General features: G+C 40.2%; 12 protein-coding genes. 2 read left to right on the forward strand and 10 right to left on the reverse strand.

Translation table 11 applies throughout. From position 1 onward, the window contains the following. Nucleotides 1-21: 21 nt before the first annotated feature. The 5 genes from uraH to IEX12_RS06855 all read right to left on the reverse strand — a co-directional run bounded on the left by uraH (nucleotide 22) and on the right by IEX12_RS06855 (nucleotide 4746). The gene (gene uraH / locus IEX12_RS06830; RefSeq protein WP_102414854.1) at nucleotides 22-375 is read right to left on the reverse strand and encodes a hydroxyisourate hydrolase; all 354 of its coding nucleotides are present in this window, start codon (nucleotides 373-375) and stop codon (nucleotides 22-24) included. Next, nucleotides 372-1340 (reverse strand): factor-independent urate hydroxylase, encoded by a 969-nt coding sequence (gene pucL / locus IEX12_RS06835; RefSeq protein ID WP_102414853.1) that lies wholly within the window; start codon nucleotides 1338-1340, stop codon nucleotides 372-374. The genes uraH and pucL overlap by 4 nt, the downstream gene beginning before the upstream one ends. Nucleotides 1341-1390: 50 nt before the next feature. Next, the gene (gene uraD / locus IEX12_RS06840; protein ID WP_102414852.1) at nucleotides 1391-1897 is read right to left on the reverse strand and encodes a 2-oxo-4-hydroxy-4-carboxy-5-ureidoimidazoline decarboxylase; all 507 of its coding nucleotides are present in this window, start codon (nucleotides 1895-1897) and stop codon (nucleotides 1391-1393) included. Nucleotides 1898-2429: 532 nt separating this feature from the next. Next, the gene (locus IEX12_RS06850; protein WP_102414851.1) at nucleotides 2430-3668 is read right to left on the reverse strand and encodes a pyridoxal-phosphate-dependent aminotransferase family protein; all 1239 of its coding nucleotides are present in this window, start codon (nucleotides 3666-3668) and stop codon (nucleotides 2430-2432) included. Nucleotides 3669-3900: 232 nt separating this feature from the next. Further along, on the reverse strand, nucleotides 3901-4746 hold the full coding sequence (locus IEX12_RS06855; protein WP_102414850.1) for a sugar phosphate isomerase/epimerase family protein: 846 nt from the start codon (nucleotides 4744-4746) through the stop codon (nucleotides 3901-3903). A gap of 527 nt (nucleotides 4747-5273) precedes the next feature. Here IEX12_RS06855 and IEX12_RS06860 point away from each other — a divergent pair. Further along, nucleotides 5274-5840: a DJ-1/PfpI family protein gene (locus IEX12_RS06860; RefSeq protein ID WP_102414849.1), complete on the forward strand. Its 567-nt coding sequence runs from the start codon at nucleotides 5274-5276 to the stop codon at nucleotides 5838-5840. Between the two features lie 339 nt (nucleotides 5841-6179). Here the strand turns inward: IEX12_RS06860 and IEX12_RS06865 are convergent, their stop codons facing one another. The 3 genes from IEX12_RS06865 to IEX12_RS06875 form a co-directional block, all read right to left on the reverse strand. Continuing rightward, nucleotides 6180-8351: a DNA topoisomerase III gene (locus tag IEX12_RS06865; protein ID WP_188724836.1), complete on the reverse strand. Its 2172-nt coding sequence runs from the start codon at nucleotides 8349-8351 to the stop codon at nucleotides 6180-6182. Between the two features lie 687 nt (nucleotides 8352-9038). After that, a complete protein-coding gene (locus tag IEX12_RS06870) occupies nucleotides 9039-10376 on the reverse strand; it encodes a uracil/xanthine transporter (RefSeq protein ID WP_230856192.1) in 1338 nt (445 codons plus the stop codon). A gap of 120 nt (nucleotides 10377-10496) precedes the next feature. Next, the gene (locus IEX12_RS06875) at nucleotides 10497-11441 is read right to left on the reverse strand and encodes an oxamate carbamoyltransferase subunit AllH family protein (RefSeq protein WP_188724837.1); all 945 of its coding nucleotides are present in this window, start codon (nucleotides 11439-11441) and stop codon (nucleotides 10497-10499) included. 269 nt (nucleotides 11442-11710) lie between these two features. Between IEX12_RS06875 and IEX12_RS06880 the strand changes: the two genes are divergently transcribed. Then, on the forward strand, nucleotides 11711-13375 hold the full coding sequence (locus tag IEX12_RS06880) for a PucR family transcriptional regulator (RefSeq protein ID WP_188724838.1): 1665 nt from the start codon (nucleotides 11711-11713) through the stop codon (nucleotides 13373-13375). A gap of 399 nt (nucleotides 13376-13774) precedes the next feature. Here the strand turns inward: IEX12_RS06880 and IEX12_RS06885 are convergent, their stop codons facing one another. Together IEX12_RS06885 and IEX12_RS06890 are read right to left on the reverse strand one after the other, a co-directional pair. Further along, on the reverse strand, nucleotides 13775-14158 hold the full coding sequence (locus tag IEX12_RS06885; protein WP_188724839.1) for a RidA family protein: 384 nt from the start codon (nucleotides 14156-14158) through the stop codon (nucleotides 13775-13777). A 228-nt stretch (nucleotides 14159-14386) separates the two neighbouring features. After that, nucleotides 14387-15721 (reverse strand): allantoinase, encoded by a 1335-nt coding sequence (locus IEX12_RS06890; RefSeq protein ID WP_188724840.1) that lies wholly within the window; start codon nucleotides 15719-15721, stop codon nucleotides 14387-14389. Between the last annotated feature and the right edge of the window lie 40 nt (nucleotides 15722-15761).

Below are 15761 nucleotides of genomic sequence, written 5' to 3' on the forward strand. Positions count from 1 at the left end.
AGAATGTCCTTTAAAATTATATCAGCTGCCACGGTAAGTACTATAACTCCATGGTGTAATTAACAAAGGGACATGATAATGGCTGCCAGGATCGGCTATGCCAAAGCGAATCGGGACTTTATCCAAAAAAGGTGGTTCAGAAAGCTTTTCTCCTCTTCCCAGAAAGTATTCAGCTACATAAAATATCAGCTCATATTCTCCTGGTTTTGCATCCCCCTCTGTTAATAAGGGAGTATCAACACGTCCATCATTATTAGTTTCAACTTGCCGTATAAGTGTACGATGGTTGTTTATTCCAAGATGCCACAATTCAATTTTCATCCCCTTAGCTGGGCTGCCTTGAACTGTGTCAAGCACATGTGTACTTAAACTCATGCATGCACACCACTTTGCTTGGAATCTGTTTGCGCCTTGTCAAGGTCTTCACGAGTAACAGAGAAAGCTTGGTACCCATACGGAAGAGGTGGTTCGGTATAAACCTTGCCTTCAGAATTACTAATATTTTCTACTACTTTCAACCATGTTCGGTTATTTGTATAAAATTTAACATCCTTTAGCTGTGAAAACCGTTCAAGAATTCGAATTCCAATGTGATAGACTAAATGCTGGATCGAATTATTTTGCAGTTCATGAAAGACAGTTGCAGCAATATCTCTTACCTGCTCTGCTGGTACATGATTTGCCGCCTTAAGATCAATTCCATCGTTCACATCATTATAAGTCCAGTCGATATCTACATAGATAAACAAATTTCGGTCCTTTTCTTCAGGAAGCTGCGTATATTCATCATGAACAAATCCATAAAATGAATTTCCGGTTATTTTGATAAGATGGATATCCTGAATACCGCTTGTATAGTTCATGATTTCTGTCCCATTGTCTGCTCGTTTCACAGTAACAGACGCCCTGGCACGCTCTGTATGGGAAGGGCGTAATACAATGCCACTTTCCTCAATAGCATTCCCTTTCGCCACTTTTACCGGGCCATATGGAACTTCCTGACCACTTATCTCAACTTGGTCAACTTGTGGATACTTGGCAATAAACCGTTTTGCCACTTCCGTAAGAAAGCCGTCAATTGTAGAATACTCGAATTCACCAGCTTGGCGTTGAATAAAATTTTTCATAGAGTCGGTTGCTACAAGGTTACTGTTATCACCATCAATGTAATTGTGCAGAAAGTCCCCGTGTAAAGCTACTTGAACATCTACACCAAAAATGATATTTTCCCTTTTTGTAAAATTGGATTCCGGGATTGTTTCTGCAATCAATGGTTTTGCATACGTACGGTACACGAATACATCCTTTTTTCCGTAATACATTGTTCTTTCATTCGTCATGAAAATAACCTCCTGTTAATTTGGAAAAATTTGTTATATAATCTTAAGCGTCAAATTGATATTGCTTCCAATCTATAACGAGCAATTTTGTATATTTCCTGAAGTGCTGTTTTCAATTCAGTTTCACGATCGTTAGCTATCCGTTCTCGCATTGCAGTCTTAATATCATCTTTCGTATTTTCTTTTACAGCTACAATAAAGGGAAATTCGAACTTGTGCGTATACGCTTGATTAAACGCCAGGAATTCTTGTCTCTCCTGCGGTGAAAGCTGATCAAGACCAGCTTCACTTTGCTCTTTTACCGATTCTGGCGTCATGTTAACTTTTGCTGCCAGGTCAGGATGTGCTCTTACGAGGGCAAGCTTTTTGTTCCTGTCAGCACCCTCCACAATATTTACCATTGTTTGATGGAGTTCGGTTATGGATGAAAAAGGACGGGAACTCCATGCGATTTCTGCAATCCATGGTGAATCCTCAAAAACAAATCCAGTTTCTTTCACAAAGTCATTTTTATCTAATTTGTTTAGGTCTTGCAGCTTTGGTGACAGCGCTATCATTCCTTTCCAAAAACAAGTACGGTAACTGTCTATTAAAATCCGGAAAATTAGTTTACAACAACCCCTTTCGGAACTGGCAATCATTTTACAGAATGATAGCTAGTTTATAAATAATCTATATCTAACTACCATTCCGAATAATTTATAATATTAGCATATAGGATAACATAGCCCAAGTCACTGTGGCATATAAACAAAATGAAAAGACTTTCATTGTTCTTTTTAGACAATCGACAATGCGATTTGTTTATTTTAAACAAGTAATATATGCAACCTGGCCAATAATTGACTTAGTTACGATCATACAGATTTATTTATAACGCTTACTTTCAAGGTGATTGTTATAGCAGTTCCTGTATTAATGTAAGTGCTTGTTCAAATGATAAGGTCGGCCAAGAATGCCACCTTCAACAGCCACCGATACTAGCATGGCCTTAATGCGTGATAAATCCCTTCGATTTTCTGATCGTACGGGCTATTTATTACGTTTGATTGCTGATTTGCAATTAAACGCTGCCTTGAAAATTAATAATTAACTCGTTCGCACTACAGGATTGTCCACTTCTAAGTAATATTCCAATGCGGCTTGTGCAGCATCTCCTTTGTTTACCTTAACCCCAAAATATGTTAGTGTTGATTCCAGTGCACCAAGAACATGAAGGATATTATTTTTTCTGCTGCTATAACCCATCGAACCAATTCGCCATACTTTACCCTTTAGCGGCCCAAAAGCTCCAGCAATTTCAATACCAAATTCATTTAACATTATTTGTCGGACAGCTTGTTCACTTATCCCTTCTGGAACCTTGACAATGGTCACAACCGGCATTTTGTTTTGTTCTTCCCCGAATAATTCAACACCCATCGCCTTAAGCCCTATTGACAACGCCTTGCCATGTTTTGTATGGCGTTTGATGCGGTTTTCTATTCCTTCTTCTTTAATCACACGCAAGCCTTCACGCAAAGCATACAGCATTGTAGTCGATTCTGTGTGATGATTTAAACGATCGGGAGACCAGTAATCCTGAATCTGACTCAAATCAAAATAATTACTTTGAATTTTCCTGTCATTTTGCGCTTCCATCGAAAGACCACGCTCAATCTTTTTGCGCTTCAGCAAGATTCTTTCGATGCGGTCGTTATACGTTAATGGAGCCATACCAGTCGGGACAGCGAGACATTTTTGTGTACCCGTGATAACAGCATCCACATTCCATTCGTCTGTTTTAAATTCAACCCCGCCAAGTGTTGCAACCGCATCAACAACTAATAAAATATCATTTTCCCTGCAAAACTCACCAATTTCTTTCAGTGGTTGCAAACGCCCTGTTGAAGTTTCACCATGAACAACAGCGACTACTTTAGGGTTTACCTGTTTAATCTTTGTAATTACGTCCTGCGGGTCAAACACATTACCCCACTCCGCTTCCATTAGGTACGTTTCCCCTCCTGCACGATCAACCATTTCTGTCAGTAAATAACCGAAACGCCCAAATACTGGGACGACAACTTTATCCCCCGGTTCAATGATACTCGTCAGCACAGCCTCTATTCCGGAGCGCGACGTCCCATCGACTGGAAAAGCCCGCTTATTCTCCGTTTGGAAAACATAATGCAGAAGATCAGAAGTTTCATCCATTATATTCAAGAACTGTGGATCAAACTGTCCAATGATTGGTGTAGACAACGCCCTTAAAACACGTGGATCTGCCTCTACCGGACCAGGTGTCATAATAGTTCGAGATGGTAAGTTTAATTCTTTGTATTCCATTTTTAATTTTCCTCCTTTGAACTTTTTCCGTCATGTGGTACAGATTTGTTACTCTCCTGCTATGGAGTACCACATTTCCAAATCATCTGATATTTTAGCGTGTACTATTTCCGAGATTCAGGAATTAGTTCTACTTTAAAATAGAACCGCCATAAAAGTCATTGTTTAGTTTACACAAAATTAAGATTTATGTTTGTACATTTCAAACACAGACTAGCTAAAAAGCAGTGATTTAATACGTTTTGTTTACTTTTTTATTTGACTTGATCAGATTAAGGACAGACGTTAAATCCTGTGAGTATTTTTCAATATGACGGTCATGACAATAGGCGTATGGATAATGAGGAGTAGCAATAAGATAACCCTTGAAAGGAATTTCATCCAGAGCACACATTACTGCAGGCCAATTTGTATTCCCTTCCAGAATGGAGACAAAATCTCCTGCAGCCTGCCAATAATCTTTTACATGGACAGCCACAATACGATCTTTCAAAAGATTTACGAAATGTTCCGGATATCCTGTTGCAAGAGCGTTCCCGTTGTCAAAATATGCCTTCACACAAGGATGGTTTACATCATCCAGGAATCTGACAAATTCCAGAGGACTTGGCAAAAATTTGTTACAAACATTCTCAATTCCGATTATTACTCCGGAAGATGCGGCTCTTTCACCCAATTGGAATAATGATTCTACAGCCAATTCATATGAAACTTGATATGGGGTCTCAGCAAAGGCTGCACCAGGTACTATTTGTACTATTTTCGCACCCATTTCTGCAGCAAAATCGATTAACTGTCCTCCTATATCCAGCCCTTTTTCACGAATTCTTGTATCACCGGAAGAGAGCGGATAGGTATTTAGTAATGCTGTCGATAAGGTGGCTATCTCTATTTCACAATGCTCTGCAAGTTGCACCAGCCTTCTAGCTTCAGCTGCGGACGTTTCAGTAGTAAGCTCCCCCTCCATTTCACGCAAGTTGAGCTCAACCCCTTCGAACCCCGCCTTTTTTGCGGCCTTAAGAAATCTTTCCGTACCCCAATTAGGGATAAAGCTAGCATCGCTTAAACCTTTTCTCATTAAAAATACACCTCGTTTTTCACAGTTGGTTATTTTGTCTTATTTGGCATCTTCCTTGTTTCTTCAGATAGGACCCATATTTGTACATATTAAGGTTTATGTACTTTAGCGCATGGGGCAAATCCGACTTTTCCGAAAATAAAAGTTAAAAATCTTGTTTATTCCATTTTCGATTTACCCTCCTTTATTGCAGTATAGATGCCCAATAAACCGGTGTCATTATCTAAATTGGCTAAATTTTAAATTAATTTTTATTAGAATTCCACAAAACAGAGGGGTATACTACCGAAGAATTTAATGTAAAGCAGTGGAATTTCCGTTTCGATCGGCAACTTTTCGACTTCGATCAGCGACTTCCCGCTCGTGATCGGCGGTCTTCTGCGTCTAATTGGCGAATTTCCGTGTTCGATCAGCAAATCCGTTATTATAGTAAACGCCAGCCAACTATCCCACTGCATTTTGATGAAGGATTTTCCCGTTCTAAAATAGAATAGTTAATGTAACAAAACTCTAAGGAGGTATTATCGATGGCGAAAAGGATTTTGATTCTTGCTGGTGATGCAGTAGAAGCGTTGGAAATTTACTACCCATACTTCCGCTGTCTGGAGGAGGGATACGAAACAACGATAGTTGCTTCCAGTGCAAAAAAAGTCCAAACGGTTGTCCATGATTTTATCGGGTGGGAGACATACACGGAGAAAGAGGGGTACCTAATCGAAGCAACAGCAACATTCGAGGATGTCAATCCAATAAAATATGACGGACTGATTATCCCTGGTGGCCGTGCTCCTGAACATATTCGGCTAAACAAACATGTCCCGAAAATTGTCAGCCATTTTTTTGAGGCGAATAAACCGATCGCTGCCGTCTGCCATGCAAGTCTTGTGCTTACAACGGTAAAAGAACATCTGAAAGGTCGGGAAATGACCGCGTATATTGCTTGTAAACCAGAGGTAGAAGCGGCTGGTGGCAGTTATGTTGAGAAACCTCTGCATACGGACGGCAACCTTGTATCCGGACACGCTTGGCCAGATCTGCCTGGGTTGATGAAGGAATTTATCAAACAGGTAAACCAGGCTAGTGTAGAGGTGTAATTTTGAACAAAGGCGCAAGCGCCCGTTTAGCGACGTATGGACTGGACTGAGCCGTAGGAGATAAAGGAAACATGCCCCTGCAAAAGGGGTATGCCGACGTTGGACGCAAAGTCCGTTCTTAGTCGGCCTTCCTCCTTCCCCGAACCGATGTTGACTTATCGTACGGAGGTGAGGGAAGTCCACTAGTCGCTGGGCGCTGGAGCCGGACGTGGCTTACCCTGCTGAGAGCAGAATAGAGCCTAAATTTATATACTTTCTTATCCCGCATAAGTGCAACTAAGGCATTCGCCCAAAGGCTTGGCGAATGCCAAGTTTTCTAACGGTTAACCAATTTAAAGCTTATTTCTTCAGCTTGGCCAGCTGCTCGGCTAAAGCATTATTCTTAAAGCCATCATCCTGTTTTTTTAAATACTTGTTGACGTCTTTTTTCGATACGTGGTTCTTTTTCTCCCGCTGTTTCCGTTCATTAAATGTTGACAGTTTTTCCCTGTGTCCACATTTGCAAATGAACATTTGACCTTCACCTTCACCGCGTAGTTCCATACGCTTATGGCAATTTGGGCAGCGTGCATTCGTATTCTTCGCAATATTTTTCTTATGGCCGCATGAGCGATCCTGACAGACAAGCATGCGTCCATGTTTATTTTTAACCTCAAGCATTAGTTTGCCGCATTTCGGACATTTCGTTCCTGTCATATTATCATGTTTGAACTTGGTATCGCTCGTCTTGATCTCATGAACAACCTCGCTGGCATAATCCTTCATTTCCGCGATAAAACGTTCTTTCTTCAGCTTACCATCAGCAATAGCACCAAGTTTTTGTTCCCATTCTGCTGTTAAGGCAGGGGAACGCAATTTTTCCGGAACCAGGTCAAGCAGCTGTCGTCCCTTTGACGTAATGAAAATATGTTTTCCTTTGATTTCCATATACTGGCTATTGAACAGCTTTTCAATAATATCTGCACGGGTTGCTACGGTCCCGAGTCCGCCGGTTTTATTAATCGTTCCGGCCAAATGTTTTTCATCCTTGGCCATGTAGCGAACCGGGTTTTCCATTGCTTGCAGTAATGCCCCTTCCGTAAAACGTTCCGGTGGCTTCGTTTCCCCGCTAGTCATCATTACTCGCAAATTCGCAAACGTGTTTCCCTTTTCAATTGCTGGTAAACGCTGATCGTCTGCATCCTCTTCATCGGTACCATTTCGATCGTAAATTTCCTTCCAGCCCTGCTGCTTGACAATTTTTCCTTTTGCTGTAAAGCGTTCATTGCCAATCTCCGCTACAATGGTGGTTTGTTCATATTCGTATGGTACGGACAATACGGCCAAAAAACGTTTGACAACCAGATCATAGATTTTGCGTTCCTGCTCTGTTAAATCCGCCAAATTTACCGGTTGTTCAGTTGGAATAATCGCATGGTGATCGGAAACTTTCGCATTATCGACAACCGATTTCGGCAGCTTCCAGTCCCGTTTTACCACCTTGCCGGCAATACGTGCATATTGATCGACACCACATGCTTTCACACGGTCTTTCAATGTCGGAACAATATCGGTTGTGATCACCCGCGAATCTGTTCGTGGATAGGTCAGTACTTTATGCTGCTCATACAGCTTTTGCATTAGTGATAGTGTTTGTTTTCCGGAAAAGTTAAAAATCCGGTTTGCATCGCGCTGTAGTTCGGTTAAATCGTATAACTGTGGTGCAAATTTCTTTTTAAAAGCTTTATCGACACTAACAACTGCTGCCGATTTATTTTTTACCGTTTGCAATAATTTTTCTGCTCGCTCTTTGGAAAAAATCCTGCTATTGTTTTTTGCATCACGCCACGTTAGTTTAAAGCCTTTTGTCGTTTTTGCCTCGATTCCGTAAAACTTTTCCGGCTTAAATGACTGAATTTCCTTTTCCCTTGCTGCAATCATCGCAAGTGTTGGTGTCTGTACCCGGCCACCCGACAATTGGGCGTTAAATTTTGTTGTCAATGCGCGGGTCGCGTTCAGGCCAACATACCAATCCGCTTCCGAACGGGCAACGGCAGAAGCATACAAATTTTCATACTTACTCCCAGGCTTCAACTGTTTAAATCCATCACGAATCGCTTTATCGGTTACAGATGAAATCCAGAGACGTTTCACAGGCTTATGGACACGTGCTTTTTCAATAATCCAGCGGGCAACGAGTTCTCCCTCACGTCCAGCATCCGTTGCAATAACAACTTCGCCGACATCTTTGCGGTTCAGTTGTGTCTTTACTGCGCTAAACTGTTTGCCTGTTTTTTTCATCACAACCAATTTCAAATGCGGAGGAAGCATCGGTAGATCATCAAGCTTCCATGTTTTATATTTATCATCATAAACCTCTGGATCGGCCAAGGTTACCAAATGCCCAAGCGCCCATGTGACGATGTAGTTTGATCCTTCCAGATAGCCATTCCCTTTTTTTGTACAATGCAATACACGGGCAATATCTCTCCCTACAGACGGTTTTTCTGCTAGTACAACCGTTTTACTCATGTAAAAAATCCTCTCTAATAAAAATCTCTAGTGCTATTTTAGCATACAGCAGCCGTAAAAGCAGAGAAACGACTACCTGTTTCATTCATAAGCGGTTCCCTTTTTGGGTGCAAGCAAGAAAAAAATTGCAGATCACATAGAGTGCGGCATTAAATTCGGCTTAAATATGGAAAGGTAATCTGCAAATAATTCTTCCGCTAGTTTTGTGAGATAGAAGGAGTGTGAGTGACCAAACTTGGACAGATTATATGAAAAAAGGCTTTCATTCAAGGTGTGAGTGACCAATCTCAGCCAGATTACATGAAAATAGTCTTTCATACAAGGGATGAGCGACCAAACCTAGCAGGATTTTATCTAAAAAGTTCTTCATCCAATGTATGAGTGACCAATTCGAGTCAGATTACATGAATAATGGCTTTCATTTTGCGATTTCAAATGTCAAGTTTGGGATGATTATACTATAAGACCCAACAACCAATAAATAAATCAACAAAAATAGCATGTGAAATTCTTTTCGATTTCACATGCTATTCAGTATATTAATTAAGTATTTTGCACTTTATAGGGAGCCCGTTAGTTTCATCGATAACGAGTTCCAGTTGAGAAACAAAGTACTGCGTGAATTAACAAAATTTTTTTCACACCGTAGTTCTCAAGCAGACTACTATACATCAGAGTCGCCTTTTTCTAAGCTTGACTTTCCGCTTTTTCTTTCTTTACACCATATTGGTCCCAGTCAAATACATTTTCCAGCACAAGCGCCAAAATAATTCCTACTAATAACCCGCTGCTAATTACCGGACGTATGAAATCCGGGAGTGTTGCAAAATAGGATAGAGGCAGTGTCATAATAATGATCCCAACAAATAGCGGAATGGCAGAACGGTATACATTGAGTGTATTAAATTCAACCTGCTTGAAGAAATACCAGGATGAATTCAACAATTGTAAATAAGATACAAATAATACCGCACTACCAATGCTTAACGGTAACAGAGAAAAAAAGTGTCCGATCGGTGGAATAACCCCCATTATAAAAAACATAAACCCACCGAGAATAAATGGCAATCGTTTAATAATCCCTGTCTGGCTAAGAAAACCAATCGACGACACGTATGGTGCATATGGAACAAGACCAAACACGCCGGCAATCCCAGTAAAAATACCAGTAATCGTGAACGATCTGCGGTATTGCCCTTTTGTTGTCTCTTCCCCATACATACTGTCGGTTCCTTTTAGCGCACCAAATGTATTCGCAGTATTTAATAAACCAGCAATGACCGCCGTAATAATGACACCAATATCAAACGCCGGTTTCCCAAGTGGAAATAATTCAATGCCTGACGATGCTGTTTGTTCGACTGTTTCCTGTTGCCCAAACGTAATATTAAAGGCAATCCAGCCGATAATGATCCCAATTAATAACCCGTACCGTCTAACGCCTGGCGGTGCTTTAATACTAATAATAATTACCATAATCGCGATGATAATTGATAGCAGGGAAATGGATAAATCAATGGTTGCTGACTGTGCATCATTACCAAACGGGATGCCAAGCATTCCTTTTAAAAATATCCCGATTAATTTAACGCCAAATAGAAACATAAATACACCCATTACGCCCGGATTAAATAATTTAGCAAGATGGGGTCCAAGTCCTGTTACGCCAATAATAATAGTGAGTACGCCAGAAATGATTACACCAACTGTCAAACTGCCACCTAATATGGTTAACGGCATGCCCTGGGCAACTGCAGTGGAACAAAGGGTTAAAATAACTCCCCACCAAAGACCTGAATTTCCTTCCATAATGGCCCTTTTATGTCCGAATAAACCTTGAATCATACAGGCGATTCCTGTCATGATAAACGATAGCTGCAGTAATCCGGCAATTTTTCCTTGTGGAAGCTCAAAGGCCGCCCCAACTGTTATTGGTATGACTACGATATTCGTAAAAATAAAAAAGAGCCACTGTAAGCCCGATAGCCAATTGCTTGATTTAAGTAATCCTTTCACGTCATTCACCTACAATCTTTTCCTATAAAATCCGTGGAACTATTCAACGGCAGAACCCGGCCAGGATATTTCCACTGCTTCACATGATGTTAGAACTGCTCAGGGCGATATTCTCAAATACGAGGTTATTCATTCAGAATTCATGGCCTTTATTCCCAACAATACACCAATCATTGTATCCGCGCCAGATGTATGTCCAATTTTTTTCATTGCCTCTAGTGCCGTCAGCAGATCCGTTTTTTGCCGTTTGATTAGTGCCATACACATCTCCAGCAGATGGGTATGATAATGCTTTTCCACCGCATAGTATAAATACTCATAACCGATCGGGGTTGTTCGTTTTAAGCCCTTTTCCAACAAATAGGTTTTCAACTGCTCCTGAAAGCAAGTAGTTAAACCACCAAGAACCGACAACGCCGCACACATTCCCGTGAGCACATCGTCGCCACTTGGTGTTAGCCCAATCCCGCGGCCAATCCAATAATTAAAAACAGCTTCAGAGATGATCTGCTTTTCATCCCTTGTTAGTGATATTAGTTCAGCCATCTTATTTATTATAGGATGGTTCCATTTCTGAGAGGATTCTGACAAATAGTCCATTATCCTCTTTTGATCATCAGCCGTTTGAGCCAGGCCTGTTTCCCATTTTGTTTCGTTCATCCTGTTCGCTAAAAGCTTTCTATTGTTTGTTAGTATTACGGCGTCAAATCGACTCTTTTGAAGGAGATGGTTCGTCCATTTAACTTGCTTTAGGGAGACGGTTCGTCCACCGGTAAAAACAAAACATTTTGCAGATGCATTCCACGTTACTTGCTGCTCTCTCCTGGCAATTCCGAGCAGCTTCTGTGCATCGTTTTGACTGAGCCCGACCCCGAATGGAGCAAGGCCATTATCAAGTGGGCCAATATGGACAAGCCTTTCGCCAATTTGCAAATTAAGGCTATTGTTAAAAACACTGTGAACTTTTCCTTTGTGGTATTTGTTAAGAATCTGCTCAACAGCTATACTTGCAGCGCGCGCCGTTATTTCACTATTTTTTTCGTGAAAGCCTCTGTCCTTTAAAGAATAGCCCAACATCCACACTCCTTTGCTGGGAAAGCCCCAGCGTACACGAATGTATTCAAACAAACCTTTTCAAATCGGTGTAAACTATTTTAGCATGTTTTTATATCGGAAATTTTAATCCACAAGTTTATTTTAACCCTTCTAGTTTAAAAGGAATAACAGAATAAGTCATTGTTTAAAGTAACTAAAATTAACTTTGATTTTTGTTTATTTTTAACTTATACTAGTAATAGCTATTTGAGCCCCAACCGTTTACTATTTTTACAAGAGAGTGTGAAATGATGAAAACACTAAATGATTTGTTTATATTAGAAAACATGAAGGAATGTAATGTACTAGCGGGGCATAGAGGTCTAACTCGAAACGTGCAATCTGTGAATATTTCTGATACACCTGATGTCATCCAATTTTTGGATAAAAATCATTTACTGCTTACAACAGGCTATGCATTTCAAGATGATCCGCAAGAAATGTGTGAAGTAATCAGGGAAATGCACACCTTAAATTGTGCCGGGATGATTATCAAAATTAACCGTTTCCTAAAACAATTACCTGAAAAGGTCAAACTACTTGCAGATGATTTGGCATTTCCAATTATCGATTTGCCTACAAATCAAACATTGGGCAATTTATCCCGTCACATCCTTAATTATTTGAATGATCATGAAGCAGAACAGCTATATTATGCCCTTCATGTGCAAAAAGAGTTTTCCGATATGATGATCAAAGGACATAGTCTGAATTCACTTGTAGAACAACTAGGCCACTTTTTACAACGTCCGACATTATTATTAAATCACCGGGGTGAAAAAATCGCCCAAAGTCACGATTTCCGTATGGATTCGATGAAACTGGCGGAGCCGGAGATTATTAAAAAGATAAAAGACGATTTAGATACCGCCAGGGAAGGAGGTACGTTTGCTATTCCATCACGGGATAGTCAATCCATTACAACCTTTCCGGTAAAAACAAAACGGCAATATCCAAGTATGCTGGTGATTATGGACGCATTAACACTGCCGTATCCTTCTTCGCAAATGGCAATTGAACAAGCTGGCAACGTCATTTCATTTACACTTATAAAGGAACAATCCATTGAAGAAAATTCAAGGCTATTAAAAAATAACTTTTTTGCCGATTTAATTGAAATGAGGATACACGCTGAAGAAGAGATTTTAAGCAGAGCAAATTATTACGGACTAAAAGCTGACATGGAAAGTATCTGTATTGTTTGTGCAATTGATGCAGCAGGTGATAGCTATGAAACATTGCAATTGTACGAAAAAAAGATTGGGGAATTGCATCATAATATTTATGATCAACTCGAAGATGAAATAATTAATGGAAACATGGAAGCAACATTGTTTACGAAAGAAAAATATTTTGTTATGATTCTGCAATTTCCTAATTACACGGAAGCGGAAATAGATAACGTTACCAAATTTATCGAACGTGCCCAAAGAAATATAGAGGGAGATTATTCCGTATCGTTTGGGATCAGCAATCCAATCCAGTCCGTAACAGATGTCTCCACTGCATACAAGGAAGCAGTCGAAGCAATAATGAATGGATACGACCTAAAAATGACGGGATTCATTAATTTTTATAAAGCAAGAGAAATTAAGGAATTGCTAAACACGCTACCTAGAAAAGATCTAAAAGCACTATATGAAAATACGCTAAAATCACTTGCATATCCGAAGGCCAAAGAGGATGTTGAGCTAGTCAAAACAATCGAAGTCTATTTGAACAGCCAATGTGAAATTTCCGATACGTCAAGGATGCTATATATCCATCGGAATACGGTTAAATACCGGGTTAAGAAAACGGAAGAATTATTGAACTGTTCCTTCCGTGATCCCGCTGATTCATTAAAAGTTCGTGTTGCTTTAGTCATCGGTTCAATTCTGGAGGAAGATGAGCAAGTACGGACAGCAAATTAACTCTAACCATTTCATTAAAACTGCCCACTAGCGGGCAGTTTTAATTTTGCCTTAGAAAACATATATTAACTCCATTGAATAATTTGAGCAATGATAAGGGAAACCAGTGATATTAATGCAAACACAAAGAACAATGGGAAGAAAAAGCGAATCCATTTTTGATATGTATTTGATTGTAAACGAAAAAAATAAGAAATATTGAAAAAACATCGCATTCTCTCGCAGCGGGAATAGAATGTCAAAAACCATTTAGCAAGTTAATGTACCTGGCTAAATGGTTTTTGCTGCTTTAAAATAGATTTCTGTAATGGTTAACATACTATCCGTATCCCCCAAGAAGCATCACCAAATGCCTCTATTGTCTTGATCCGTCTTCTTCTATCTAAGAACTTGTTGCTATTAGCCTTGTTTTCTAGCGATCATTTCAATTTCCACCTCCGCGCCAAGTGGCAGCTCCGCAACAGCTACGCATGTTCTTGCCGGGTAAGGTTTGCTAAATTGAGTTTCATATACTTCATTCATTGCAGTAAAGTTCTTCATCGTTGTCAGGTATACATTTACTTTTACAACATCATCTTGGGTAAGGTTCGCTGCTTCCAAAACTTTAAACAAATTAATAAAGCATTGCTTTGTTTGCGCGGCAATGTCACCTGTCATATCTTCTGCAGTCAGGCTGTTCTTCGCCGTCTGTCCTGAAAAATATACAAACTCACCTGCATCAACAGCATGTGCGTATGGTCCAGATACCACCATGCTTTTTGCTTCATATTCCTTTCTAGTCATTATGCATTCTCCTTTGAAAATTAAAATAGCTCTTAATAGAAAAGATCCCTCATCCCCCATAACCACAGTATAGGTTTTTGTTATAAAGGACGGTGGATCGTCTTCTTTGTACTTATAAAGTCACCTTATGACCTTATATTCTATTAGAGGATGTTCAAAAGGCCGCCAAACGATAAGCGGTAACTCTTTGCACACGCACTATCACATGTATTTAACGTTTATCTATCGCTATTTATCAGCGTTAACGCGATCATTTTCGAAAACTACTTCACCATTAACGATTGTTGTTGTTACTTTCCCTTGATAAGTTTTGCCAATATAAGGGGAATGTTGATGACGATAGAATAAGTCTTCGTTCTTTAATTCAAAGCTCTTAGTTAAGTCAACCAATGTAATGTCAGCATCAAAACCTGCAGCAATAACTCCTTTCGTTGTAAGTCCAAAGCGTTTTGCCGGATTTACAGCAGTTAATTCAACAATTTTTTCCAATGTAAGGCCTCGTTTGAAGTGTCCCTCTGTCAAAAGGATATTCAAGGTTGATTGGGCACCCGAAATACCGCCCCAGCCCTCGAAGTAATTGTCGGTAATTACTTTCATATCTGCCGGCGCAGGAGAATGGTCTGACCCGATAACATTAATTTCGCCATTTGCCACGGCAGCCCATAAATCTTCCACTTCCTCTTCATCCCTAAGTGGTGGCATACATTTTGCTATTCCGCCTTTTTCTTCCAAATCGTTGACCGTCAAAGCTAAGTAATGCGGACATGTCTCAACTGTTACATCTACACCTCTTTGTTGTGCTTCGCGGATAACTTCTACTACTTTGCGACTGCTGGCATGGACAATGTGCAGTTTGCATCCTGTTGCTTCAGCATAGGAAATAACCCTCTGAACTGCTTCAATTTCTGAAATAATTGGCCGCGATTCAACAAAATCTCGTGCGGAAGTTTTCCCCTGGCGTTGTTTTTCTTCTGCCAGTTGTTCACAAATCACTGTACTTTCAGCATGGACAGCAAGTATTGAGCCTAAGGAAGCAACCTCTTTCATTCCTTTAAACAGCGTTACGTCATCAGCATTATTAAAGTCTTTAATGCCACTTGGAGACATGAAGGCTTTAAAACCGATAACGCCACCTTCATGCAGTTCCTTAAGTTTTTGAATATTACCCGGTACAAGCCCACCCCAGAATCTCGCATTAACAACTGACTTATCGTTGGCACAAGCCTTTTTTATATCCAAATTTGGTTTGTCAATAACCGGAGGAGTGCTATTTAACGGCATGTCAAAAAATGTTGTTGCTCCACCGGCTGCCAGGCTTTTACTACCTGTTTCCAGGCCTTCCCATTCCGTTCTCCCTGGTTCGTTAAAGTGGACATGTGAATCAATTAACCCTGGCAGGACATGCAGCCCTTTTGCATTAATCACCCTATCTGCATTACTATCGAGAGGCTTTTCGGTCGACAATTGTTTAATTTTACCGTTTTTGATTGCGATATCACCTTGAACCAGCGAATCCGCTGTTACGACCGTTCCATTTTTAATAATTAAATCATACGCAGACATCTGCTTATCCCTCCAAACATATTGATTTTCTGGTTATTGC

This window comes from Lentibacillus populi (genome assembly GCA_014642895.1).
GTDB lineage: Bacteria > Bacillota > Bacilli > Bacillales > Amphibacillaceae > Lentibacillus_C > Lentibacillus_C populi.

Coding starts and splice junctions, on each gene's coding strand:
- uraD (WP_102414852.1), bottom strand. CDS start 1,897: ATGATAGCGCTGTCACCAAAGCTGCAAGACCTAAACAAATTAGATAAA.
- IEX12_RS06855 (WP_102414850.1), bottom strand. CDS start 4,746: ATGAGAAAAGGTTTAAGCGATGCTAGCTTTATCCCTAATTGGGGTACG.
- IEX12_RS06865 (WP_188724836.1), bottom strand. CDS start 8,351: ATGAGTAAAACGGTTGTACTAGCAGAAAAACCGTCTGTAGGGAGAGAT.
- IEX12_RS06890 (WP_188724840.1), bottom strand. CDS start 15,721: ATGTCTGCGTATGATTTAATTATTAAAAATGGAACGGTCGTAACAGCG.
- pucL (WP_102414853.1), bottom strand. CDS start 1,340: ATGACGAATGAAAGAACAATGTATTACGGAAAAAAGGATGTATTCGTG.
- uraH (WP_102414854.1), bottom strand. CDS start 375: ATGAGTTTAAGTACACATGTGCTTGACACAGTTCAAGGCAGCCCAGCT.
- IEX12_RS06860 (WP_102414849.1), top strand. CDS start 5,274: ATGGCGAAAAGGATTTTGATTCTTGCTGGTGATGCAGTAGAAGCGTTG.
- IEX12_RS06880 (WP_188724838.1), top strand. CDS start 11,711: ATGATGAAAACACTAAATGATTTGTTTATATTAGAAAACATGAAGGAA.
- IEX12_RS06850 (WP_102414851.1), bottom strand. CDS start 3,668: ATGGAATACAAAGAATTAAACTTACCATCTCGAACTATTATGACACCT.
- IEX12_RS06885 (WP_188724839.1), bottom strand. CDS start 14,158: ATGACTAGAAAGGAATATGAAGCAAAAAGCATGGTGGTATCTGGACCA.